The sequence below is a fragment of the Halodurantibacterium flavum genome, assembly GCF_042681825.1.
Lineage (GTDB): Bacteria > Pseudomonadota > Alphaproteobacteria > Rhodobacterales > Rhodobacteraceae > Halodurantibacterium > Halodurantibacterium flavum.
On record NZ_JBHUGH010000011.1, the window covers coordinates 37,538 to 60,092 of the forward strand.

Consider the following 22,555-nt stretch of genomic DNA (forward strand, 5'->3'; position numbering starts at 1 on the left):
GCACGGCAGCGGGACGGGGAGAACGAATGGCACCTGTGGTGGAACGGCGCGGGACGCTGACGCGGCGCGGCTTTCTGGCGGGCAGCGCCGGCGGGCTGGCTGCGGCGGGCATTTCGCGACCCCTCTTGGCCGCTGGCCCTGACCGTGCCACGGATGTGCTGTTGAACTGGTATCGGCTGGTGCTGGAACTTGTCCGTCACACCGCGACCTATTCACCCCCCGTCGCCAGCCGGTCCTTCGCCTATCTGGGTGTGACCGCGCATGAGGTCTTTGCCGCAACAGGGGCCGCAACGCAGAGCCTTGGCGGGCAATTGCAGGGCCTGAACGCGCCGCCCGCCGATCCCGGATGCGATACCGCTGCGACGCTCAACGCCGCGCTTCTGCATGGGGTCCGGGCGCATTTCGGCAATACAGGGCCTACGGGCCAGCGGGCGATGGATGCGATGGAGGCCCGGCTGGCCGCCCGCGCGCAATCGGGGCTGGGGGCAGGGTCCATCCGCCAAAGTCAGGAACTGGGAGAGGCCATCGCCCACCACATCGCCGCCTGGGCGGCAGAGGATGGCGGTGCCGAGGTGGCGAACATGGGCTTTCCGCTGGAATGGCCCCGCAAGGATGCGGCGGGCATCTGGGTTCCCACCAGCACGCTCGGCCAGCAACAGGCGCCGCTGTTGCCGCATTGGGGCGCGAACCGCAGCTTTGCGATGCCCGGCGGCGGCACCTGCGGCCTGCCACCGCCCCCGGATTATTCGGAAGAGGCGGGTTCAGCCTTTTACGCCGAGGCGCTGGAGGTGTTCGAGGTCACCACCCGGCTGACGGATGAACAAAAGCTGATCGCGCGTTTCTGGTCAGACGATCCGATGCTGTCGCCGACCCCCCCGGGACACTGGATCGCGATCCTGCTGCAGATAGCGGAGCGGGACGGTCTGCCACCCGAACGTATCGCGGCAGGGCTCGCCTTGCTGGGGGTTGCGGTGGCCGATGCTTTCATCGCCTGCTGGCATGAAAAATATCGCCACGATCTCGTGCGGCCCGTCACCTATATCCGCAAAGTGATCGACCCGGCGTGGCAGCCGCTTCTGATCACGCCTCCGTTTCCGGAATATCCATCGGGCCATTCCACGCAGTCAGGGGCGGCCGTCGCGGTGCTGGAATCGCTCTTCGGCACGGATTTCGCCTTTGTGGACACCACGCATGTAGATGATGGCCTGCCGGCGCGGTCGTTCCCATCGTTCCGCACCGCCGGGGCCGAGGCGGGGATTTCCCGGCTTTACGGTGGTATCCACTTCCGCGCCGCGATCGAGCGCGGTCTGGAACAGGGTTATTGCGTGGGCGCCTATGCCGCGGCGTTGCAGTGGCAGGCCTGAGATGACGATGCGTGTTCTTGCCGCCCTGATGATGGTGCTGCCGGGCCAGCTTGCCGCCGGCGCGCCCGCCGTTCCGCGCTTTGAAGATGCCACTGCGGCGGCCGGCCTCGTTGCCGGGTTTCACGGCGGCTGGGAATATATGGTGGGGGGCGGCACCGCGGCCTTCGACTGTTCGGGCGACCTGCTGCCCGATCTCTTCATCGCGGGCGGTGAGGGGCCGGCGACGCTGTGGCAGAATGCGTCAGAGGTTGGCGGCGCTCTCTCGTTCCGCGAATTGCCGCTGGCGGAACTCACCGGGGTGACCGGGGCCTGGCCGCTCGATATCGACGGGGACGGGATCACCGACCTCGCGGTGCTGCGGGTGGGGGAGAACCTCCTATTGCGGGGGTTGGGCGACTGCCGGTTCGAACACGCGAACGAGCTTTGGGGCTTTGACGGGGGCGATGCGTGGTCCACCTCTTTCGCCGCGACGTGGGAGCCGGGGAGCGACTGGCCCACCCTTGCCGTCGGGAACTACATCGACCGGACCGAGGATGCCTTTCCCTGGGGGTCCTGCACTGAAAACTGGCTGCATCGCCCGGGCGAGGGGGCACGTTTTGCCCCGCCCGTGCCGCTGTTGCCAAGCCACTGTGCGCTCTCGATGCTCTTTACCGACTGGGATCGTTCCGGCCGCCCCGCGCTGCGGATCTCGAACGACCGGGAATATTACAAGGGAGGTGAGGAACAGCTCTGGCATCTTCCGCCCGACGGTCCGCCGGTTGCCTATACCGAGGCCGAAGGCTGGCAGCGCCTGCGGATCTGGGGCATGGGCATCGCCTCGACCGATCTCACGGGGGACGGATATCCCGACTACTTCCTGACAAGCATGGCGGATAACCGGCTGCAGACGCTGGCGCCTCAGGATGCCGGCCTTCTGCCGCGCTATGTGGATATCGCCTTTCCCCGGGGCGTGACGGCGCATCGCCCCTATTTCGGCGAGGTTTTGCCCTCGACCGCATGGCACGCGCAGTTCGCCGACGTGAACAATGACGGCCGGGCGGATCTGTTCATCGCCAAGGGGAACGTGGACAAGATGCCCGATTTCGCCCGCGAAGACCCGAACAACCTGCTGCTGCAGCGTGCCGACCGCACATTCGAAGAGGCGGGGGATCGGGCAGGCGTCGCCAGCACCCGTGCCGGCCGGGGCGGTATCCTGGCTGATTTCAACGCCGACGGCCTGCTGGATCTGTTGGTCGTGAACCGGGGGGCGTCGGTCGAGCTGTGGCGCAACGCGGGACCGGACGGGGGGCCGATGAACTGGATCGCGCTGCGCCCCCGGCAAGAGGGGGGCAACCGCGATGCCATCAACGGCTGGATCGAGGTGCGGACGGGCGCCCATGTGCAGCGGCACGAGATCACCGTTGGCGGTGGTCATGCAAGCGGGCATCTGGGCTGGCATCACTTCGGCCTCGGGCCGCAGGAAACGGTCGATGTCCGCATCCTCTGGCCCGGACAGGTGGAAGGGGACTGGCAGAGCCTTGCCGCAAACGGACACTACCTGATCGACCGGGCCGATGGCGTGCAGCGGCTGCAGCCGGGGCGCTGAGGCGCCGCGCCCCGTCAAGCGTTGAGAGGTTACGCGTTGAAGAGGAAGTGCAGCACGTCGCCGTCGCGGACCTCGTAGGTCTTGCCCTCGACGCGCATCTTGCCGGCCTCTTTCGCTCCCTGCTCGCCGTTCAGCGTGACGTAATCGTCATAGCCGATCGTCTCTGCCCGGATGAAACCGCGCTCGAAATCGCCGTGGATCACGCCGGCCGCCTGGGGAGCGAGCGTGCCCTTGCGGATCGTCCAGGCGCGCGCCTCTTTCGGGCCGACGGTGAAATAGGTCTGAAGGCCCAGCAACTGATATCCTGCCCGGATCAGGCGATCGAGTCCGGCCTCCTCCAGCCCCATTTCCGAAAGGAACATCTCGGCCTCGTCCGGGGCAAGCTGGCTCAACTCTTCCTCGATCCGGGCCGAGATGATGACATGGGCCGCGCCTTGTTCCGCGGCCATTTCTGCCACGCGCGCCGTCTGGCTGTTGCCCGAGGCGGCGCTCGCTTCCTCGACATTGCAGACATAGAGCACCGGCTTGGCGGTCAGAAGCTGGAGCATGTTCCACGCGCGCCGGTCTTCCTCATCCACAGCAACGGTCCGGGCGGGCTTGCCATTTTCGAGCGCCGCCAGCGCCGCGCGCAGCAGCCGGTCCTGCGCCACCGCGTCCTTGTCCCCGCCCTTGAGCTTGCGCGCAAGGTTCGCAAGACGCCGCTCGATGCTCTCCATATCGGCCAGCATCAGTTCCGTCTCGATCGTGTCCGCATCGGCGATGGGGTCGACGCGCCCCTCCACATGGGTGATGTCGTCATCCTCGAAGCAGCGCAGCACATGGGCAATGGCGTCGCATTCGCGGATATTGGCAAGAAACTGGTTGCCCAAGCCCTCACCCTTTGACGCGCCGCGCACAAGGCCCGCGATATCCACGAATGTCATGCGGGTGGGGATGATCTGTTTCGATCCGGCGATGGCCGCCAGCCGGTCAAGACGTGCGTCCGGCACCGCGACCTCGCCGACATTCGGTTCGATCGTGCAAAAGGGAAAGTTGGCAGCCTGCGCCGCCGCCGTCCGGGTCAGCGCGTTGAACAGCGTGGACTTGCCGACATTCGGCAAGCCGACGATCCCCATCCTGAAACCCATTTTCATCCCCTTGCGCGGTAAAGTCGCCGCTTCATAGGCAAGCGGCCGCAGTTTCGCAAGCGCGGGCTGCGCCATGGGGCGGGGCCCTTGCCGCTGTGCCCGCGCGGATTTCCGGAGGCCGTCCAAAACTGAATCGCCGCCATTGATTTTCCGCGCTCGTTTCTGCACTACCCAGTGAACCGTTGCAGGAGGTGCAGATGACCCGGATCGACCAGAAATTCGCCGCGCTGAAGGCCGAAGGCCGCAAGGCCTTCGTCGCCTATATCATGGCGGGCGATCCGGATTACGACGCGTCGCTCGCCGTGATGAAGGGGCTGCCCGGGGCGGGGGTGGACGTGATCGAACTGGGGATGCCCTTTACCGACCCCATGGCCGACGGTCCCACGATCCAGTTGGCCGGTCAGCGTGCGCTGGAGGCCGGGCAGACGCTGGAACGGACCCTGCAGATGGTGCGAGAGTTCCGCAAGGACGACAGCACCACCCCCATTGTCATGATGGGCTACTACAACCCGATCTACAGCCGTGGCGTTGACCGCTTCCTGGCGGATGCCAAGGAGGCCGGGATCGACGGGCTGATCGTGGTCGACCTGCCGCCCGAAGAAGACAGCGAGCTTTGCCTGCCCGCGCAGGCTGCGGGGCTGAACTTCATCCGCCTGGCGACGCCCACAACCGACGCAAAGCGCCTGCCCAAGGTGCTCGAAAACACCAGCGGCTTTGTCTACTACGTCTCGATCACCGGGATCACGGGCGCCGCAGCAGCCCAGGCCGCCGATGTCGCGCCGGAAGTCGCCCGGATCAAGGCCGCAACCGATCTGCCCGTGATCGTGGGCTTTGGCATCACCACGCCTGAAAGCGCGCAGGCGATCGCCGGCGTCGCGGATGGCTGTGTGGTGGGGTCCGCCATCGTCAAGCTGATCGGCGAGGGGAAACCCGCCGCCGATGTCCTGGCAGAGGTCGCCCGGCTGGCAGGCGGGGCCCACGCCGCCTGATCGCGCGCGCGGAGCGGTAGAAAGAAATTGCCAGAAACCAGCGGCAACTGGTAGGAAAAGCTTACCAGTTTCCAGGAAGCGCCATGCCCGTCATCACCTGTATCGAAGATCTTCACCGACTCTATCGCCGCCGCGCGCCGCGCATGTTCTACGACTATGCGGAATCGGGCAGCTGGACGGAACAGACCTTTCGCGACAACACGACCGATTTCGGCCAGATCCGCCTGCGCCAGCGCGTGGCCGTCGACATGACGAACCGCAGCACCCGCACGACCATGATCGGGCAGGATGTGGCGATGCCCGTTGCGCTCGCCCCGGTCGGCCTGACGGGGATGCAGCACGCGGACGGAGAGATCCTCGCCGCCCGCGCGGCCGAGGCGTTCGGCGTGCCCTTCACGCTTTCGACGATGTCCATCTGCTCGCTCGAGGATGTGGCAGAACACACGACGGCACCCTTCTGGTTCCAGCTTTATGTGATGAAGGACACGGATTTCGTATCGCGCCTTCTGACCCGGGCCCGTGCCGCGCGGGTGTCGGCGCTGGTCCTGACGCTCGATCTCCAGATCCTCGGGCAGCGCCATCGCGATCTGCGGAACGGGCTGTCGGCCCCGCCAAAGATGACGCTGCCGACCGTCATGAACCTTGCCACCAAATGGCGCTGGGGCATGGGGATGTTGCGGACCCGGCGACGGTTCTTCGGCAATATCGTCGGTCACGCGAGCGGCGTCACCGATGCATCATCGCTCATGAGCTGGACGGCGGAACAGTTCGATCCGCAACTCGACTGGTCCAAGGTCGCGCGGCTGCGCGACGAATGGGGCGGCAAGCTCATCCTCAAGGGCATCCTCGATGCCGAGGATGCGCGTATGGCCGCCGACATCGGGGCGGATGCGATCATCGTCTCCAACCATGGCGGGCGGCAGCTGGACGGAGCGATTTCCTCGATCCGGGCGCTTCCCTCGATCCTCGATGCGGTGGGCGACCGGGTCGAGGTCCATCTGGACGGGGGTATCCGGTCCGGGCAGGATGTGCTCAAGGCGGTCGCGATGGGCGCACGCGGAACCTATATCGGCCGGGCGTTTGTCTATGGGCTGGGCGCGCTGGGACAGGCAGGTGTCACGCGCGCGCTTGAGGTGATCCACAAGGAACTCGATGTCTCGATGGCGCTTTGCGGCGAACGTGACATCCATAACCTCGGGCGGCACAATCTGCTTGTGCCGCGGGGGTTCGAGGGCGACTGGCAGGTCTGACCGGCCGTCAGGGCTTCATGCGATAGCCGATCCGGAACCAGTACCAGCAGAGCGCCAGCAGCCCCGCCGAAACGCCGGTGCAGACCACGAGGCCGAGCACGGGTGAGCTGTCGGATTGGCCGATGATCCCGTAGCGCACCCCGTCGATCAGGTAAAAGACCGGGTTCCAATGGGTGATCGTGTACATCGGCTCCGGAAGCACCTCGGCCGAATAGAAGGTGCCTGACAGGAACGAAAGCGGCGTGACGACGAAGTTGGTGATCGCTGCCATCTGGTCGAACTTGTTGGCATAGATCGCCGCGATGATCCCGAGCGCCGAGAGCATGGTCGCCCCCAAGAGAACGAAGGCAAGCGCCCAGAGCGGATGCGCGACGCCCATCCCCAGCACGAGCACCATCACCAACCCGATCACCACCGCAACCAGAAGACCGCGCGCGACGCCGCCCGCGACATAGCCCGCCACCAGTTCGCCCGCCGAGAGCGGCGGCATCAGCGTGTCGACGATATTCCCCTGCACCTTTGCGATCACGATGGATGAAGACGTGTTGGCAAAGGCGTTCTGGATCACTGTCATCATCAGGATGCCAGGCGCAAGGAAATGGAGAAACGGCACCCCCATCACCTCGCCGCGTGCCGGGCCGATGGCAAGCGCGAAGATCCCGATAAAGAGGCCGGCCGTCACCAGCGGCGCGGCCAGCGTCTGTTGCCAGACCGACAGGAAGCGACGGATTTCCCGTTCGGCAAGCGTGCGCATCCCCAGCCAGTTGACGCGCCCGAAACGCCGAATGCCCAATTCAGGCGCCGATGCGCCAAGTTCCTGGTTCATGCCATGCATCCCGTCTTCCCCTGTCCCGAAGTCGCGTGTCTTGAAATCGCGGCCCGCGCCTTGTATCTCGGACCGTCCTTACTAAAATAGGGGCTCAACAGAATTCTCCAAGGTGGTGCAGCCCTCTCGGTTGCCGCCCCGGATGGCAAGACCCGGAGGCCATGTATGTCCTGGACTGACGAGCGTGTCGAGACGCTCAAGAAGATGTGGCAGGAAGGCCAGAGCGCCAGCCAGATCGCAAAGGAACTGGGCGGGGTGACCCGTAATGCCGTGATCGGCAAGGTGCACCGGCTTGGCCTGTCAAACCGCGTCAGCGGTGGGCGACCCGAAGACGAGGCGCCGGAACCCGTCGCCGCTTCCCCGGCGCCGGAACCGGCACCCGCGGCCAAGGGTGCGGCGCCCCGTCCGGCGGCGGCCCCCCGCCCCGATCCGGTCGCGGAACCTGCCGCGGCCGTTCGCGAAGAACCGCGCCCTGCGCCCGCCGCCCAGCCCCTGCCGCCGCGCCGCATGGTGGTTCCGGCGGGCCAGCCCCTGCCGCCGCAGCCCTCCGCGAATGAAATCAGTCCCGAGGCGTTGGCCTCGGTGCGAGAGGTGGAAAAGAAGGCGCGCAAGCTGACGCTGATGGAACTGACCGAACGGACCTGCAAATGGCCGATCGGCGACCCGGCGACCGATGATTTCTGGTTCTGCGGGCTGCCCAGCCTTCCGGGCAAGCCCTATTGCGACGCCCATGTCGGGGTGGCGTTTCAGCCCATGTCGTCGCGCCGCGACCGGCGCCGCTGAACGCGCCATAAGGTGACAAAGGCCCGGCCCGCGCCGGGCCTTTTCAGTTGCGACCCAGAAGCCGTTCGAGCCCGCGCCCGAGCTCGCGTTCGATGATTTCGCGGCCCTCTTCCTCCAGCCGGCGGCGCGCGGCATCTTCAAGCCGTTCGCCTTCCTGCTGTTCCACGCCCAGCCGTTCCAGCGCGCGGCGCGCTTCCGCCTCGGCCTGCTGTTCCAGCGCCCGCCGGTCGATCTGTTCCTCCAGGATGCCCTGAAGATCGAGCCGGACCGAAGGATCGGCCCACGGCCCCGTCACGATCACCGGGACGCGCAACCCGCCGCTGCCATCGGCGCCCGTCAGGGCGGTCGGCAAAAGCCGGTAGTCGAGCGTCCGGGCGCCCAGATCGACCTGTCCCTGCCCGGTGGCGCGCAGCAGCGGCGCGCTGAACAGAAGGTCGTCGTTGCGCATGATGCCCCCCTGCATCGTGAAGCTGCCGGAAATGCCGTCAAAGATCGTCTGTGCGCCTTCGCCGACATAGCTCGCGTCGAGCCGCCGCAACATCCCCACAAGGTCGAGCCCCTGAATGGCGCCCTGACCAAGGCTGATGCGACCCTCACCCGACAGGCTGCGCATGATCGCCGCGACCGAGTTTCCGGACCCCAGAAAGCGAACCTGCCCCGAGGCGTCCGCGATCAGCCGGTCCTGCCCCGCAAGCCAGCGCAGAAGCGGCTGCATCCCGATATCGTCCGCGCGCAGGTTGCCGCCGACCGAAAGGCCGCCCCGCGCATTGATGACGAATTCACCACTGACACGCCCGTCAAACGGCCGCAGGTCACGCAGGTCGAAGACCGCGCGCCCGGCGTCGAGGCGCATCAGGATGTCGGTCGGGCCCAGTTGCAGACCCGCCGCCTCGATCCGGTTCGCCGCAAGGGCGATTTCGGCATCAACGAGGTGAAGTGCGCTGAAATCAAGCGGATCGGTCGACCAGCCGGTCGCAGCCGGGGTGGTGGCGCCAGAGGTTCCGCCGGATGTTCCGCCCGCGGACGGCCCCGCCGCTTGCGGCAGCCGCAGGTCATCGGCGTTGATCCGTGCCGTGATCCGCGGACGCTCGGGCCCCGGGCGCATATCTGCCGAGAGCCGCATCTGCGTCCCGCCCAACCGGAGATCGCCGTTTCGCAGATGAAGGCTGCCCTCGGGCGTATAGGACAGATCGCCCGCAATCATCGACGCACCGTCAACCGGCAGGGATGCACCCAACAGGGGCACCAGCGCCCGGGCGTTTTCGGCGCGCAGCTCGGTCCGGCCCTCGGCGGCAAGCGGCGCGTAGCCCGCGCGGCCGTTGAACGTGACCGAGGCCGCACCATATCGTGCCTGCAAGGATAGTGGCGCAACCGCCCCGGTCAGGGCCGCATCGGGATCGCCGATCCGCGCCTCGAAGATCGCAGGCTGGCCCTGATGCAGGGCAGAACCCCGGAGGTTCACTGTCTCGGCGCCCCGCTCCAGTTCCAGATCGAGCGCGCTGACCGTCTGTTTCTCACCCGTCCCATGGTCGATATAGGTGATCTCTCCGTCCTGCAGGGTGATCCGTGGCAGAGCCGTCGGGGTGCGGGACGTTTCGGGGGCGGGTGTGCTCCGTGCGGCTGACGGCGTGTCGGCCGACTCCAGCTGCCAGTTGACGCGCCCGTCGCGGGCACGCTCCAGCAGCAGGCGCGGTTCCACCAGCACGAGATCCCGGATTTCCACCCGACCGGACAAGAGCGCGGCAGGCTCTATCCCGACCTCCAGCCTTTCCGCCCGCAAAAGCGGCGTGTCAGCGGCCCAAGGGGCATTCCCGACCTCGACCCCTTCGACCCTGACGCCCATGACGGGCCAGAGGCTGGGGCGAAGATCGCCCGTGATGATGAGGGTGCGGCCCGTCGCGGCCTCGAACCGTGCCGCGGCCACGGCGGCCACGCGGTCGGCGGGCATCAGGATGATGACCAGAAAGGCCGCAATGCCAAGCGCGAACAGGGCAAGGATGAACCGGAACAGAATACGCATGGGCCCCCGCAGGATCTTGCCGGCCCATTGTAGCAGGGCCGGCCCGAGAATACTTGCGGTAAGCGTCGTTCCGGTGGCAAGCCCCCTGACTTGGAGACCGGGGGTTTCCGCGCAAATCCCCGTCAGGCGGCCGGCGCGGGTTCCGGCACAAGCGTCGGGCGCTGCGGTTCGAGATGCGAAAGATAATCCGCACACCAATGGGTTACGTCATGAGACAAGAGCCGTTTCATCATGTGCTCCCACCGTTCCTTCCGCTCGGCCAGCGGCATGGAGAGGGCGCGGGCGATGGCACGCCCCGTCCCCTCGGCGTCATGGGGGTTGATGAGAAGTGCGGAGTCGAGTTCGCGCGCGGCCCCGGCAAAGCGCGACAGGACCAGCACGCCGGGATTGGCCGGGTCCTGTGCCGCCACGAATTCCTTGGCCACCAGGTTCATCCCGTCGCGCAGGGGGGTTACTAGGCCCACCTTCGCCATCCGGTAAAGGCCCGCAAGCAGCGGCCGGCGCAGCGATCGGTTGATATAGCGCATCGGCACCCAGTCGAGCGAGCCGAGCGAGCCGTTCAGCCGCCCGGCAAGCGACGCGACATTTTCCTGCATCGCGGCGTATTCAGGCACCTCGGAACGCGACTTGGGCGTGACCTGCAGGTAGACCACCTTGTCCTGAAACTCGGGATTGCCCTTCAGAAAGGCCTCGTAGGCCGCGATCCGTTCGGGGATGCCCTTGGAATAGTCCAATCGGTCCACCCCGATCAGCAGGTCGCGCCCCTGCATCGAACGGGCCATCTCCCGGATGCGTCGGTCATGGGCGGCATCCTCGGCGAGTTCCGCGAATTCGGCCGTCTCCATGCCGATGGGGAAATCGGCTGCGATGAAACTGCGCCCATAGGCGCGGAACCGCCCGCCCCCGATGCGGTCGCCCGACCCTTCGCGACGCAGGCAGGCGGCAAAATTGTCCACGTCATAATCGGTCTGGAACCCGACCACATCATAGGATGCCAGTCCACGCAGGATGGATTCGTAGACCGGAACCGAAAAGAACACATCCGCGGGCGGCCAAGGGATATGCAGGAAGAACCCGATCCGGTTCTGGACCCCGCGGCGGCGCAGCTCCTCGGCAAGGGGGATCAGGTGATAGTCATGGACCCAGATCACGTCATCGGGCCGCAGCAACGGGACCAGCCGGTCGGCGAAAAGCCGGTTTACCCGGAAATACCCGGCCATTTCGCGGCGCGCGTATTCCGCAAGGTCAATACGGCAATGGCAGATGGGCCAGAGAACCCGGTTCGCGAACCCGTTGTAATATTCGGCGACGTCGCGATCGGTAAGATCGGTCAGCGCATACTGGATTGCGCCGTTGTTCATGATGCTCAGCGGTCCCGGCTCTGCCTCGCCGGTAGATTTGCCGGACCAACCCATCCAGATGCCGCCACGCTCTTTCAGGGCGGCGTGAAGGGCGACCGCAAGACCACCTGCCGGTGGATTGCCTGCCTTGTCCGGAACGGGGACTCGGTTTGAAACGACCACCAGGCGGCTCATGTCTCAGGCCTCCGGTCGTCGGATGATGCGGGCAAGGCGGGTCATGATGCGATCTCCTCCAGTATCTGCCGGAGCCGTTCCGGTGAGCGCAGCGTTGCCTGCGCGGAGGAGGGTTGTTCCTGTTCGGTAATGCGGATCGAGACCCCGCCCAGCCCGTTTGCCACGGCAAACATCGCCTCGTCGGTCACGTCGTCGCCGATGGTCAGGGGTCTGCGTCCCGTGAAGGGGCTGCTGTCCAGAAAAGCCCGGATTGCACGTCCCTTGTCCTTTGATGCAGGCCGAAGTTCCACGACCATCTTACCGTGCAGAAGCTCCCACCCTTGTCCGATACGGTCCAGCTGCTTTTCCATCAACGCGGCGACCGTGGCGGCGGTTCCCGGCGCCTGCCGATAATGAAGGGCAAGCGCGCCGCCTTTATCCTCATAAAGCACGCCGGGAAGGTCCGTGGGCACGGCCGCCAGATCGGCGCGCACGTCGTCCAGCGCGGGCGGGTTGTCAGAAGGTGTAAAGACGCCGTCGGCACCGCGCCGTTCCGCGCCATGAAGCCCCGCGACCGCGAAACGGGCCGGGTCGAAAAGCTGGTCGACAAAGGCGACCTGCCGGCCCGTCACCAGCGCCAGCGCCCCGCCCATTCGGGTGCGCAACCGTTCGAGCGTGTCGATCAGGCCGGGCGGCACGCGCACATCCTCTGGCCGTTCGGCCAGATCCAGAAGCGTGCCGTCGATGTCGAGGAAAAGCGCCCAGTCGCCGGGCGCATCGGCCAGCGCGGCAAGCAAGGGCTCGCCATCCGCGCGGGGAATGGAGGTGGGGGTTTTGACTGTCATGCAGGGGAGGGTAGGCAGAAGGCGCTGCCGCTCAACCCCCGGCGGAGAAATTTATCGGTGGGGAAATTTATCCGGCCCGACAAACAAGACAGCCGGCAAATAAAAAAACCCGGCAGCCCTGCGGCGCCGGGTTCTCGGGATCATGTACCTGAAATCAGGCTTCCGCAGCCTCTTCGGCGTCGGCCGACCGCAGACCCGAAGGCGCCGCGATGTTCGCGATGACGAAGTTCCGCTCGATCGTGGGCTTTGCGCCTTCCGGCAGGGCCACATCGCTGATGTGGATCACGTCGCCGATGTTGCGGCCCGACAGGTCCACCGTGATGTGATCCGGGATGTCACCGGCGGTCACTTCCAGTTCGACCTCGGCGCGCACGGTCACGAGCGTGCCGCCACGCTTCAGCCCGGGGGCCGCTTCGTGGTTGATGAACTCGACCGGAATGAACAGGTTGATCCGGCTCGTGCGGCGCAGGCGCATCAGGTCGAGATGCGTCGGCAGGTCCTTGACGACATCGCGCTGCACGTTGCGGCAGATGACGCGCACGTCTTCCTGACCTTCGACCTTCAGGTTGAAGAGGGTCGAAAGGAAGCGGCCTGCCTTGAGGCGCTTCAGAAGAGCGTTGTAGTTGATGTTGATGGGAAGCGGATCGACGCCGCCACCATAAACGATACCGGGTACGTTGCCCTCACGACGAGCTTGACGAGCGGCCCCCTTGCCTGTCCCCGTCCGTACCTCGGCGTGAAGATCAGGGATCTCACCAGCCATAGAGGTTCTCCTAGAATGAGGCGGGCATCCTCCAAGGGTGCATGCCCGCGTGAGCCTGCGCCTATAGGGCAGATTCGCCGCGCTGTGAAGCGGAAAAGCGGCCCGGCCCATATCCGTGCTGGACATGCGGCGCCGGGGGCGCTAAGGGCGCAGCATGATCAACAGCGCCCCCCATATCCTGACGCTGCGACGCCGACGCCCTGTCTGACGTCTGATCCCGCGCGCCTGCGCATTTCCTGCATCTTTCCGAAATCATGACGCCGATTGGGTGCGTTGACTTGGCCCTGTGCCTTTGGCACGTCTTGTGGCCTGACAAAAGGATGTTTCACATGATCCCCTCCGTTCTGCCGACCTATAACCGTGCGCCGCTCACCTTTGTCAAAGGTGAGGGAAGCTGGCTGATCGCAGAGGACGGGCGCCGATACCTGGATCTGGCGGCGGGGATCGCGGTGAATGCCCTGGGCCACGCCCATCCCGCGCTTGTGCAGACGCTGACCGAACAGGCCGGGCGGGTCTGGCATGTGTCGAACCTTTACCAGATCCCGCAGCAGCAGGCGCTGGCCGACGCGCTGGTGGAAAAGACCTTTGCCGATACGGTCTTCGTGACCAACTCGGGCACCGAGGCGGCCGAACTGGCGATCAAGATGGCCCGCAAGTTCTGGTATGAGCAGGGCGCGCCCGAACGGGTCGAGATAATCACCTTTCAGGGGGCGTTCCACGGCCGGTCCAGCGGCGCGATCGCCGCTGCCGGGTCGGAAAAGATGACCAAGGGCTTTGGCCCGCTGCTGCCGGGCTTCGTTCATCTGCCCTTTGGCGATCTGGAGGCGGTCAAGGCCGCGCTGAACGACCGGACCGCCGCGATCATGGTCGAACCCATTCAGGGCGAAGGCGGCATCCGTGCGCTGGACGATGCCTTCCTGCGCGGTCTGCGGGACCTGTGCGATACGACCGGAACGCTGCTGATCCTGGATGAGGTGCAGTGCGGCATGGGGCGGACCGGGCGGCTCTTTGCCCATGAATGGGCCGGGATCACGCCGGATATCATGATGGTGGCCAAGGGCATCGGCGGTGGTTTCCCGCTGGGCGCCGTCCTCGCGACCGAACGGGCCGCGGGCGGCATGGTCGCGGGCAGCCACGGCTCGACCTATGGCGGCAACCCGCTGGCCTGCGCCGTCGGAACCAAGGTGATGGAGATCATCGCCGATGACGCCTTCCTCGCCGAGGTGCGGCGCAAGGGCGCGCTGTTCCGCCAGCGGCTGGAGGGGTTGGTCGCCGCCCATCCCGAGGTGTTCGAGGAGGTGCGTGGCACCGGGCTTATCCTCGGGCTCAAGTGCCGGGTCACCAATACCGATGTCGTGCAGGCCGGCTATGGCGCCGAGGTGCTGACCGTTCCGGCGGCCGACAACGTCATCCGACTTCTGCCTGCCCTGACCATCAGCGACGAAGAGATTGCCGAGGCGGTGGCCCGGCTGGATCGTGCCGCATCGGCGGTGGAGGCAGCGGCCTGACATGAAGCACTTTCTGGATATCCACAAGACGTCGAAATCCGACCTTCGCCAGATGCTCGATCAGGCAGCGGCGATGAAGGCGGCGCGCAACGGCCATCCCAAAGGCACCAAAGATGCGGATCAGCCGCTGGCGGGGCGTATGGTCGCGCTGATCTTCGAAAAACCCTCGACCCGGACGCGGGTGTCGTTCGACGTCGGCGTCCGTCAGATGGGCGGCGAGACGATGGTGCTTTCGGGCAAGGAGATGCAGCTCGGCCACGGCGAAACCATCGCCGACACGGCGCGGGTGCTGTCGCGCTATGTCGACATGATCATGATCCGCACGTTCGAGGAGGCCGTCCTGCTCGAGATGGCCGAATATGCCACTGTGCCGGTCATCAACGGGCTCACCAACCGCACCCATCCGTGCCAGATCATGGCCGATGTGCTGACCTATGAGGAGCATCGCGGTCCGATCGCCGGGCGCAAGGTGGTCTGGTCGGGCGATGGCAACAACGTCTGCGCGTCCTTCATCCATGCGGCGGGGCAACTGGGGTTCGACTTTACCTTCACCGGCCCGCCCACCCTTGACCCCGAGGCCGAGTTCATCGACCTCGCCCGCGCCCAGGGCGTGCGGGTGGAGGTGGAGCGTGACCCGATGAAGGCGGTCGAGGGCGCCGATCTGGTGGTCACCGATACCTGGGTGTCGATGCATGACAGCCAGTCCACCCGGGAACGCCGCCACAACCAGTTGCGCGGCTATCAGGTGAACGAGGCGCTGATGGCGCTCGCCAAGCCCGATGCGCTCTTCATGCACTGCCTGCCCGCCCATCGCGAGGATGAGGCGACGAGCGCCGTCATGGACGGCCCCAACTCGGTCATCTTTGACGAGGCGGAAAACCGGCTTCATGCGCAAAAGGCGATCATGCGCTGGTGCCTCGGCGTCTGATTCCGACGTCTGATCAGGTTCCGCGCGGCTTGGCCCGAACGGTGGGTTCTGCCACGCGCGGATCCTCGGGCCACGGGTGGCGGGGGTAGCGCCCCCGCATGTCCTTGCGCACGTCGGCATAGGAATTTGCCCAGAAGCCCGGCAGGTCCATCGTCACCTGCACGGGCTTGCCGCCCGGCGACAGCAGTGTGATCCGCAGGGGCAGGCGGCGCGGCCCGACCGTGGGGTGTTCGGTGACGCCGAAGAGTTCCTGCAGGCGGACGGTGATGCCCGGCGCCTCTCCGTCGTAGTCAATCGGCACGCGGCGGCCGAGCGGGGTCTCGAACTGCGCCGGGGCCAGCCGGTCCACCATCTGCAACTGGTCCCAGCTCAGGCTCTGGCGCAGGGGCTCCAGCAGGTTCAGCCCGCGCAGGTCGTCGGCTGTGCGGCAGCGCCCCAGATGCGGCAGCAGCCAGTCCCCGGCCCGGTCCAGCAGCCCGGCGTCGGTCATCTCGGGCAGGTCGGCGCCCTGGGTGCGGAGCAGTTCCACCCGCGCGGCAAAGCGGCGGGCGGCGTCGGTCATCCCGCAGGCCGCAAGCCCGAGGTCGCGCACCCCGTCCAGCGCTGCCTGCGCTACGGCCTCTTGCGGCACGTCGCGCCAGATCCGGTCATCGAGAACCAGTGCCCCGAACCGTTCCTGCCGCCGCGCGAGCACCCGGCGGTCGCGCCGCGACCATTCGCACAGGTCGTTCCGCGCGATCTGGTCGGAAAAGAGGCGGCGCAGGGCGGCCTCCGGCAGCTCGATCGCCTGACGGATGCGTGCCTCTCTCGTGTCGCCGTCAAGATCGGTGGCGACGATCAGCCGCGCGCGGGCAAGCGGATCGCCCGCATCCATCGCAGCGCCCTTGCCGCCCGAAAGCACCCAGCGGGGCGCGTCACCCGATCGCCGCAGCCCGACGCGGTCGGGATAGGCAAGTGCCGCCATCTCGGCCGTATCGAACTGCCCGGCAGCCGCCGTCATCCGCTTCAGGCGGCGTGCCTCTTGCCGGATACGGTCCACGGTGGCGCGGTTCACGTCAAAAGGCCGGCGCGCGGCAAAACCCTTGGGGTCGGTCACGGCCTCCAGCCGCAGCGCGAGGTCCGGCGGTGCCCCGCGCAGCGGATCGCGGTCCGCCAGCAGCGCGGCCAGCGGCGCGGCATCCTGCCCGGCGGTCATCAACATATGCCCCAGCCGGGGATGCAGCGGCAGCGCGGCCAGCCTGCGTCCGTGATCGGTAATCCGCCCGCCCGCATCCAGCGCGCCCAGATCGGCCAGCAGCGCCCGCGCCTCGGCCAGCGCCGGGGCCGGCGGCGGCGTCAGGAAGGCCAGACCGCTGTCCCCGCCCCAAAGCGCAAGTTCCAGCGCAAGGCCAGAAAGGTCAGCCGCCTCGATCTCGGCGGGGGGAAAGGGCAGCAGCGCGCCTTCCTCCCCCCTGGTCCAGAGCCGGTAGCAGATGCCGGGTGCCACGCGTCCGGCGCGCCCGCGACGCTGTTCCGCCTCGGCCCGCGTCACACGTTCCGTGACCAGCCGCGACATGCCCGATCCGGGATCGAAGCGCGCCCGCCGTGCCCGGCCGCCATCGACCACCACCCTGACATCCGGAATGGTCAGCGAGGTTTCCGCGATGGCCGTCGCCAGAACCAGCTTTCGCCCCTCGGCCGCCGGGGCAAGTGCCGCGCGCTGCGCACCCTGTTCCATCGCCCCAAAGAGCGGGAAGGCATGCACATCCGCCGGCAGGTGCGGGCGGAGCAGCGCCTCCACCCGGCGGATCTCACCTTCGCCGGGCAGAAAGGCGAGCACGCTGCCCGGGGTCTCGGAGAGCGCCTGAAGGATGAGTTCTGCGATCGCCGGCTCAAACCGCGTCCCCACGGGCAGGGGGCGGGGCAACCAGCGCGTTTCGACCGGAAAGGCGCGCCCGGCCGATGTGACGACCGGCGCGTCGTCCAGCATCGTGGCGACCGGCCCGGCATCGAGGGTCGCGGACATCACGAGAAGAAGCAGGTCGGGCCGCAGCGCCGTCCGCAATTCCCATGTCAGGGCAAGCCCGAGATCGGCGTTCAGGGACCTTTCGTGAAATTCGTCGAAGATGACAAGGCCGATGCCCTCCAGCGTCGGGTCGGCCTGTATCTGCCGTGTGAGGATGCCTTCGGTCACGACCTCGATGCGGGTGCGGGGGCCGACCTTTGCCTCGCCCCGGATACGGTAGCCCACGGTTTCCCCGACGGGCTCGCCAAGCGTTTCCGCCATGCGTTCGGCCGCGGCGCGCGCCGCAAGACGTCGGGGTTCCAGCATGACGATGCGCCCGTCCACATGGGGCAAAAGCGCGAGCGGCACGCGCGTCGTCTTGCCCGCGCCCGGCGGGGCCTGCAGCACGGCACGGCCCTCCCGCAGAAGGGCCGCAATCAGGTCGTCGAGAACGGAATCAATCGGAAGTGTCGTCACCCGGCCCTTATCGCCGGCGCATCACCGCGCGTCCATAGATCGAGTCGGTGGTGACCTCGGTCACGCGCGCGATATCCCCGTCGACGACATAGGTCATGTTGAAGGGGAAGACCCGGCGTTCCGCCATGTCGCGTTCGGAATAGCCGGCGACGCGACGGTATTCGCCGTTGCAGGTGATGCGGTTGCCGTTCGCCTGCGCATTGCCTACCGCAACCTCGCTCCGGCGACGGCCGTCAAAGATCGCAAGCCGCGCCTGGCAGGCCTCGGCCACCGGCACGTCGCGCAGGACCGCGTAAAGCGCGGTCAGCGGATCCACGGTGCCGGCCTGCGTCGCCGGGTCGACGTCGCGTTCGCTGGGTTCGCGCGGGGGGCTGTAGCTCATGACCTGGGGAACACCGGCCTGAAAGTTCATGCGGGACTCGACCTGCCGGCGGCCGTTGTCGCTCGATTCCTGATAGCTGGCGGGGACGAAGCGGTCGGCGGCGCGGCGCCCCGTCACCTGCGCGTCATAGCGGACCTTGCGGATCGCGCCCACCAGGCCGGTGCTTTCCAGGCGCCCGGTCACGGCATAATCGGCATCACGCTCGGCCGCGGAAAAGGCAAAGGCGCCGGCGCGCAGGCCCATGAAGTGAAGATCGAAGGCGACCCGGCTGTCCTGCGCTATGGCAGGCAACGGAAGGGCCAGCGAAACGGCCAGTGCGGCCATCAGGGGGCGGAAGGATTTCATTGGCGGTTCTCTGTCGACAGGGGCGGGCAGCCTTGGCCCTTTGGTCTGGACATACAACGCCCGCCCGGGGCATCAAAGCCACGGTGGTTCACCAATGGTGACAGTTTCGTAATGCAGACAGCAGCATGAGGCCGGAAATGGATGTCGCCGCGCTTGCCCGGGGGGTGGCGGCGGGCGACCGGCGCGCGCTGGCGCGGGCGATCACGCTGGTCGAAAGCGCGCGCGCCGATCATCGCCTTGCGGCGCAGGACCTGCTTGATCGTCTGGGGCGGCGGCGGCGGGCGCTGCGGATCGGCCTGTCGGGAACGCCCGGTGTGGGCAAGTCGACCTTTATCGAGGCGTTCGGCCTGATGCTCGTAGGGCAGGGGCTGCGGGTTGCGGTGCTGGCGGTCGACCCGTCCTCGGCGCGGACGGGCGGCTCGATCCTCGGCGACAAGACCCGGATGGAGCGGCTGAGCCGCGCGCCAAAGGCCTTCATCCGCCCGTCGCCCAGCGGTTCGGAACTGGGCGGGGTCGCCCGCCGCACGCGTGAGGCCGTGGCGCTGTGCGAGGCTGCGGGCTTTGACATCGTCCTGATCGAGACCGTCGGGGTGGGACAATCTGAGACGCTGGTCGCGGGGATGAGCGACGTCTTCGTCCTGCTGCTCGCACCCGCAGGGGGGGATGAGTTGCAGGGCGTCAAGCGCGGCATCATGGAGATGGCAGACCTGATCCTTGTGAACAAGGCGGATGGCGACCTGCGCGACGCGGCCCTTCGCACCTGCGCCGACTACGCCGGCGCGCTGCGCTTGCTGCGGCGGCGCCCGCAGGACCCGGATGATTTCCCAAAGGCCATGACCGTTTCGGCATCATCCGGCGACGGGCTGCCCGATGCCTGGGCTGCGATCCGGGAACTGGCGGAGTGGCGGCGGAAGACGGGCGTTCTGGACGCGATGCGGGCGGATCAGTCGCGCCGCTGGTTCGAGGAAGAGGTCCGCGCCGGCCTGCTGCGTCGCCTGACCGGGGACGATACCCTGCGGCGGGCGATGGACTCGCTGGGCGCGCGGGTCGCGGCGGGCGACCTGGCACCGTCTGCGGCGGCGGCCCGGATGCTTGCCCGGATCGAAGAGGGTGTTCGGGGGCGGGCCGAAGAGCAGGATGAATCGCTTGACGCCCCAGAGGATTGCCCTTAAACGGCCCCGATGGAATTCGGGCGCGTCACCGGCGGCGCCCCTTGACGGTACAGNGTCACCGGCGGCGCCCCTTGACGGTACAGGACAAGGATAAGAACCATGTCGCGCGTTTGCGAACTGAGTGGAAAAGGGCCGATGACTGGCAACAATGTCAGCCACGCCAACAACAAGACCCGTCGTCGGTTTCTGCCGAACCTCAATGAGGTGACGCTGATCTCGGACGCGCTGGGTCAGTCGTTCAAACTGCGGGTGTCGGCTTCGGCGCTGCGCTCGGTCGATCACCGTGGCGGCCTTGACGCCTTCCTTGCGAAAGCCAAGGACGAAGAGCTGTCGGCCAAGGCGCTGAAGATCAAGAAAGACATCCAGAAGGCACAGGCCGCCGCCTGAGCCCCGCCCGCCGGTGAGCGGTAAGGCCCCGCGCAAGCGGGGCTTTTTGCGTTTCCGGCTGGAACCGTGGCGGGCTCGGCTGCGCGCTTTTGCCTCTTTCTGAAAAGCGCCGGTTGGGCTATCGCGGGCACATGATGCCGTGGTCGCGAATTCTGTCTGGCGTGCTGCTTGCGTTGACGCTCTTCCTCGGGGCGGCAGCGACCGGTCAGGCGCGCGGGGCGATGGCCGCGGGCCTCCAGATCACGATCTGCACCACCGCCGGGACCGAGACGATCCGGCTGCACGACCCCGCCCATATGCCGCAGGGGGCGGGTCACTGCCCCGACTGTGTTCTTGGAGTCGCCGATCTTTGCCCCGACACTCCCGCGGCGCTGCCGGACGGGTCCATCGGGTCCATCCGCTATCTGCTTGCCGGCCAGGGCGCCGCCGGTCAGCCGCCGCAGGTCGCGCGCGCCCGCGATCCGCCTTTCCTGCTCTGACGTTCCGAACCTCAGACAACGAAAGGACCGACCATGTTTCCGAAACTTGCCCATCTTGCGGCTGTGGCCGCGCTTGCCCTGCCCATCACCGCGCCTGCCGTGCTTGCCCATGACGGGATGGCCGTGCGGGACGCCTATGCCCGCGTGACCATGCCGACCGCACCCACCGCGGCCGCCTTCATGGTGATCGAGAACCACCGCGCCATCGACGACCGCCTGATCGCGGTCCGTTCCGACGCGGCAGAGCGGGTCGAACTGCACACCCATCAGCAGGACGATGCAGGCGTCATGCGCATGATCGAACTGGAGGACGGCATCGCGATCCACGCGGGCGGAGAGCACGCCCTGGTGCGCGGGGGCGACCACCTGATGTTCCTCGGGCTGACGCGGCCGCTGTCGGATGGTGACATCGTGCATGTCACGCTGACCTTTGAACAGTCAGGCGATTTGGAGGTGGAAATCCCCGTGGACCTGAACCGTGCCGAAGATGCCGCGCCCCATGATCACGGCGCGGGCCACGGTCATTCGGGGGGACACTCGTCCGGGACCAGCCACAGCCACTGAGGCATCAGACCTGAACCTCAGCCCAGCATCTCTGCGACCCAGGCCGGCACCACCTCGGTTGCCGGCCCATAACGCCCGTCGGAAAAGTCACCGGCGCCTGCCGATCGTTCGAGGTTCAGCTCGACCGTGTGGGCCCCGGCGCGCGCGGCGTCCTGCACAAAGGCCGCTGCGGGAAAGACCGTCCCGCTGGTGCCGATCGCCACGAATATCTCGGCCTCGCGCAGTGCCTGCCAGATCGTTTCCATGTGATAGGGGTATTCGCCGAACCAGACGATATCCGGCCGGGTCTGCGCAAGGCTGCATTCGGGGCAGGGGTCGGCGGGCGACATGCGCGCGGGCGCAGGCCAGCGATGCCCGCAATCGGCGCAGAGCGCGCCTGTAAGGCTGCCATGCATGTGAAGAACGTTCCGGCTGCCGGCGCGCTCATGCAGGTCATCGACATTCTGCGTCACGATCAGGACATCGCCGGGCCATTCGGCCTCCAGCCGCGCCAGCGCGTGATGCGCCGCGTTCGGCGCGGCACCAAGTGCGTTTTCCCGTCGCGCGTTATAAAAGTCGTGCACCAGTTGCGGGTTTCGGGCAAAGCCCTCGGGAGTGGCAACCTCGGTCAGGTCATAGCGGGTCCAGAGCCCCGACTTGTCCCGGAATGTTCCGAGGCCGCTTTCGGCGGAAACGCCAGCCCCGGTGAGCAGGAAAATCCCCCCACCGGCCCCGCGGCGGATCATTGCGTGCAGTAAGCTTCGGCGGTCTGGCTGAAGCGGTTGTAGCGCGCCCAGAACTCGCTGTCGCGCGTCGTGCGGGATGTGCGGATTTCCTGAGACTTGTGCGGGTCACGGAAGAACTGGGCCGCCTGCCGCTGATCGCCCCGGGTCAGGGTCGCGTTCGCCGCCTGCTGGATGCACCGGCACAGCTGCCGCGTGGCGGCCTGCCGCCCGGACTGGAGGCACGCCGATTCTATCGGACCTGCGGATGCCATTGTGGGGACGAGCGGTAGGCAAACCGCGGCGATGAGCGCCGCAAGAGCTAGGTTCTTCATGCACTGCCTCGTTCATGGGGCGCAGAGGTTTGCCCCCTGTCACCCGATCCATGGGATTGCCTCTGGCACCACCTATAGCAAATTGACGCAAAATCATCAATCTGGCCGCAATTTCCGTGAAACGCTACATCTGCCACCGCGCGCGGCCGTGGCTACAGAAAGCTGTAGCCGCCCGGGGCCGCATCATCGGCCGCGCGAATCGTCGCGTCCGCTGGCGCATCGCCTTA

General features: G+C 67.0%; 21 protein-coding genes. 11 read left to right on the top strand and 10 right to left on the bottom strand.

The window, feature by feature from the left end; genetic code table 11:
- The first annotated feature begins 26 nt into the window (after positions 1-26).
- Both ACFSGJ_RS14385 and ACFSGJ_RS14390 read left to right on the top strand, forming a co-directional pair.
- On the top strand, positions 27-1,364 hold the full coding sequence (locus ACFSGJ_RS14385; protein WP_390263231.1) for a vanadium-dependent haloperoxidase: 1,338 nt from the start codon (positions 27-29) through the stop codon (positions 1,362-1,364).
- Position 1,365: 1 nt separating this feature from the next.
- Entirely contained in the window at positions 1,366-2,949 is a 1,584-nt protein-coding gene (locus ACFSGJ_RS14390) for an FG-GAP repeat domain-containing protein (RefSeq protein WP_390263234.1), read from the top strand.
- A gap of 29 nt (positions 2,950-2,978) precedes the next feature.
- On the opposite strand, the gene ychF is transcribed toward ACFSGJ_RS14390, so the two are convergent.
- Positions 2,979-4,076, bottom strand: a complete 1,098-nt coding sequence (ychF, locus tag ACFSGJ_RS14395; RefSeq protein ID WP_390263237.1) for a redox-regulated ATPase YchF — start codon at positions 4,074-4,076, stop codon at positions 2,979-2,981.
- A 197-nt stretch (positions 4,077-4,273) separates the two neighbouring features.
- Between ychF and trpA the strand changes: the two genes are divergently transcribed.
- Positions 4,274-5,065, top strand: coding sequence for a tryptophan synthase subunit alpha (trpA, locus tag ACFSGJ_RS14400; protein ID WP_390263240.1), 792 nt, complete (start codon positions 4,274-4,276; stop codon positions 5,063-5,065).
- An 83-nt stretch (positions 5,066-5,148) separates the two neighbouring features.
- Positions 5,149-6,315, top strand: coding sequence for an alpha-hydroxy acid oxidase (locus ACFSGJ_RS14405; protein ID WP_390263243.1), 1,167 nt, complete (start codon positions 5,149-5,151; stop codon positions 6,313-6,315).
- 7 nt (positions 6,316-6,322) lie between these two features.
- On the opposite strand, the gene ACFSGJ_RS14410 is transcribed toward ACFSGJ_RS14405, so the two are convergent.
- The gene (locus ACFSGJ_RS14410; protein ID WP_390263246.1) at positions 6,323-7,141 is read right to left on the bottom strand and encodes an ABC transporter permease; all 819 of its coding nucleotides are present in this window, start codon (positions 7,139-7,141) and stop codon (positions 6,323-6,325) included.
- Positions 7,142-7,306: 165 nt separating this feature from the next.
- Here ACFSGJ_RS14410 and ACFSGJ_RS14415 point away from each other — a divergent pair, with 165 nt between their 5' ends.
- Positions 7,307-7,924 carry a GcrA family cell cycle regulator gene (locus ACFSGJ_RS14415; RefSeq protein WP_390263249.1) on the top strand — a complete coding sequence of 206 codons (618 nt, stop codon included), beginning with the start codon at positions 7,307-7,309 and terminating at the stop codon, positions 7,922-7,924.
- Between the two features lie 43 nt (positions 7,925-7,967).
- On the opposite strand, the gene ACFSGJ_RS14420 is transcribed toward ACFSGJ_RS14415, so the two are convergent.
- The 4 genes from ACFSGJ_RS14420 to ACFSGJ_RS14435 all read right to left on the bottom strand — a co-directional run bounded on the left by ACFSGJ_RS14420 (position 7,968) and on the right by ACFSGJ_RS14435 (position 13,066).
- On the bottom strand, positions 7,968-9,944 hold the full coding sequence (locus ACFSGJ_RS14420) for an AsmA family protein (protein WP_390263252.1): 1,977 nt from the start codon (positions 9,942-9,944) through the stop codon (positions 7,968-7,970).
- Positions 9,945-10,066: 122 nt separating this feature from the next.
- Positions 10,067-11,479, bottom strand: coding sequence for an alpha,alpha-trehalose-phosphate synthase (UDP-forming) (gene otsA / locus ACFSGJ_RS14425; RefSeq protein WP_390263255.1), 1,413 nt, complete (start codon positions 11,477-11,479; stop codon positions 10,067-10,069).
- Between the two features lie 41 nt (positions 11,480-11,520).
- Positions 11,521-12,303 (bottom strand): trehalose-phosphatase, encoded by a 783-nt coding sequence (gene otsB / locus ACFSGJ_RS14430; protein WP_390263257.1) that lies wholly within the window; start codon positions 12,301-12,303, stop codon positions 11,521-11,523.
- Positions 12,304-12,457: 154 nt separating this feature from the next.
- Entirely contained in the window at positions 12,458-13,066 is a 609-nt protein-coding gene (locus ACFSGJ_RS14435; RefSeq protein ID WP_390263260.1) for a 50S ribosomal protein L25/general stress protein Ctc, read from the bottom strand.
- Between the two features lie 329 nt (positions 13,067-13,395).
- Between ACFSGJ_RS14435 and ACFSGJ_RS14440 the strand changes: the two genes are divergently transcribed.
- The gene (locus tag ACFSGJ_RS14440; RefSeq protein ID WP_390263263.1) at positions 13,396-14,574 is read left to right on the top strand and encodes an aspartate aminotransferase family protein; all 1,179 of its coding nucleotides are present in this window, start codon (positions 13,396-13,398) and stop codon (positions 14,572-14,574) included.
- Between the two features lies 1 nt (position 14,575).
- Positions 14,576-15,502 carry an ornithine carbamoyltransferase gene (gene argF / locus ACFSGJ_RS14445; RefSeq protein ID WP_390263266.1) on the top strand — a complete coding sequence of 309 codons (927 nt, stop codon included), beginning with the start codon at positions 14,576-14,578 and terminating at the stop codon, positions 15,500-15,502.
- Between the two features lie 13 nt (positions 15,503-15,515).
- Here argF and hrpB read toward each other — a convergent pair whose 3' ends face one another.
- Together hrpB and ACFSGJ_RS14455 are read right to left on the bottom strand one after the other, a co-directional pair.
- The gene (gene hrpB, locus ACFSGJ_RS14450) at positions 15,516-17,963 is read right to left on the bottom strand and encodes an ATP-dependent helicase HrpB (RefSeq protein ID WP_390263268.1); all 2,448 of its coding nucleotides are present in this window, start codon (positions 17,961-17,963) and stop codon (positions 15,516-15,518) included.
- Positions 17,964-17,970: 7 nt separating this feature from the next.
- Positions 17,971-18,690, bottom strand: coding sequence for a DUF3108 domain-containing protein (locus tag ACFSGJ_RS14455; protein WP_390263271.1), 720 nt, complete (start codon positions 18,688-18,690; stop codon positions 17,971-17,973).
- Between the two features lie 137 nt (positions 18,691-18,827).
- On the opposite strand from ACFSGJ_RS14455, the gene meaB reads away from it, so the two are divergent.
- The 4 genes from meaB to ACFSGJ_RS14475 all read left to right on the top strand — a co-directional run bounded on the left by meaB (position 18,828) and on the right by ACFSGJ_RS14475 (position 21,292).
- The gene (meaB, locus tag ACFSGJ_RS14460) at positions 18,828-19,862 is read left to right on the top strand and encodes a methylmalonyl Co-A mutase-associated GTPase MeaB (protein ID WP_390263455.1); all 1,035 of its coding nucleotides are present in this window, start codon (positions 18,828-18,830) and stop codon (positions 19,860-19,862) included.
- A gap of 99 nt (positions 19,863-19,961) precedes the next feature.
- Positions 19,962-20,249, top strand: a complete 288-nt coding sequence (gene rpmB, locus ACFSGJ_RS14465; RefSeq protein WP_390263274.1) for a 50S ribosomal protein L28 — start codon at positions 19,962-19,964, stop codon at positions 20,247-20,249.
- A 131-nt stretch (positions 20,250-20,380) separates the two neighbouring features.
- Entirely contained in the window at positions 20,381-20,728 is a 348-nt protein-coding gene (locus ACFSGJ_RS14470) for a hypothetical protein (protein ID WP_390263277.1), read from the top strand.
- A gap of 33 nt (positions 20,729-20,761) precedes the next feature.
- On the top strand, positions 20,762-21,292 hold the full coding sequence (locus ACFSGJ_RS14475; protein WP_390263279.1) for a copper chaperone PCu(A)C: 531 nt from the start codon (positions 20,762-20,764) through the stop codon (positions 21,290-21,292).
- Between the two features lie 17 nt (positions 21,293-21,309).
- Here the strand turns inward: ACFSGJ_RS14475 and ACFSGJ_RS14480 are convergent, their stop codons facing one another.
- A complete protein-coding gene (locus tag ACFSGJ_RS14480; RefSeq protein ID WP_390263281.1) occupies positions 21,310-22,017 on the bottom strand; it encodes an NAD-dependent deacylase in 708 nt (235 codons plus the stop codon).
- Complete coding sequence (locus ACFSGJ_RS14485; RefSeq protein ID WP_390263284.1) at positions 22,014-22,328, bottom strand: hypothetical protein; 315 nt, start codon at positions 22,326-22,328, stop codon at positions 22,014-22,016. Before ACFSGJ_RS14485 ends, ACFSGJ_RS14480 begins: the two co-directional genes overlap by 4 nt.
- Between the last annotated feature and the right edge of the window lie 227 nt (positions 22,329-22,555).

Excerpts from the sequence above, each read along its gene's own strand:
- ACFSGJ_RS14385 (WP_390263231.1), top strand. The coding sequence starts at position 27 with ATGGCACCTGTGGTGGAACGGCGCGGGACGCTGACGCGGCGCGGCTTT.
- ACFSGJ_RS14390 (WP_390263234.1), top strand. The coding sequence starts at position 1,366 with ATGACGATGCGTGTTCTTGCCGCCCTGATGATGGTGCTGCCGGGCCAG.
- ychF (WP_390263237.1), bottom strand. The coding sequence starts at position 4,076 with ATGGGTTTCAGGATGGGGATCGTCGGCTTGCCGAATGTCGGCAAGTCC.
- trpA (WP_390263240.1), top strand. The coding sequence starts at position 4,274 with ATGACCCGGATCGACCAGAAATTCGCCGCGCTGAAGGCCGAAGGCCGC.
- ACFSGJ_RS14405 (WP_390263243.1), top strand. The coding sequence starts at position 5,149 with ATGCCCGTCATCACCTGTATCGAAGATCTTCACCGACTCTATCGCCGC.
- ACFSGJ_RS14410 (WP_390263246.1), bottom strand. The coding sequence starts at position 7,141 with ATGAACCAGGAACTTGGCGCATCGGCGCCTGAATTGGGCATTCGGCGT.
- ACFSGJ_RS14415 (WP_390263249.1), top strand. The coding sequence starts at position 7,307 with ATGTCCTGGACTGACGAGCGTGTCGAGACGCTCAAGAAGATGTGGCAG.
- ACFSGJ_RS14420 (WP_390263252.1), bottom strand. The coding sequence starts at position 9,944 with ATGCGTATTCTGTTCCGGTTCATCCTTGCCCTGTTCGCGCTTGGCATT.
- otsA (WP_390263255.1), bottom strand. The coding sequence starts at position 11,479 with ATGAGCCGCCTGGTGGTCGTTTCAAACCGAGTCCCCGTTCCGGACAAG.
- otsB (WP_390263257.1), bottom strand. The coding sequence starts at position 12,303 with ATGACAGTCAAAACCCCCACCTCCATTCCCCGCGCGGATGGCGAGCCC.
- ACFSGJ_RS14435 (WP_390263260.1), bottom strand. The coding sequence starts at position 13,066 with ATGGCTGGTGAGATCCCTGATCTTCACGCCGAGGTACGGACGGGGACA.
- ACFSGJ_RS14440 (WP_390263263.1), top strand. The coding sequence starts at position 13,396 with ATGATCCCCTCCGTTCTGCCGACCTATAACCGTGCGCCGCTCACCTTT.
- argF (WP_390263266.1), top strand. The coding sequence starts at position 14,576 with ATGAAGCACTTTCTGGATATCCACAAGACGTCGAAATCCGACCTTCGC.
- ACFSGJ_RS14455 (WP_390263271.1), bottom strand. The coding sequence starts at position 18,690 with ATGAAATCCTTCCGCCCCCTGATGGCCGCACTGGCCGTTTCGCTGGCC.
- meaB (WP_390263455.1), top strand. The coding sequence starts at position 18,828 with ATGGATGTCGCCGCGCTTGCCCGGGGGGTGGCGGCGGGCGACCGGCGC.
- rpmB (WP_390263274.1), top strand. The coding sequence starts at position 19,962 with ATGTCGCGCGTTTGCGAACTGAGTGGAAAAGGGCCGATGACTGGCAAC.
- ACFSGJ_RS14470 (WP_390263277.1), top strand. The coding sequence starts at position 20,381 with ATGATGCCGTGGTCGCGAATTCTGTCTGGCGTGCTGCTTGCGTTGACG.
- ACFSGJ_RS14475 (WP_390263279.1), top strand. The coding sequence starts at position 20,762 with ATGTTTCCGAAACTTGCCCATCTTGCGGCTGTGGCCGCGCTTGCCCTG.
- ACFSGJ_RS14480 (WP_390263281.1), bottom strand. The coding sequence starts at position 22,017 with ATGATCCGCCGCGGGGCCGGTGGGGGGATTTTCCTGCTCACCGGGGCT.
- ACFSGJ_RS14485 (WP_390263284.1), bottom strand. The coding sequence starts at position 22,328 with ATGAAGAACCTAGCTCTTGCGGCGCTCATCGCCGCGGTTTGCCTACCG.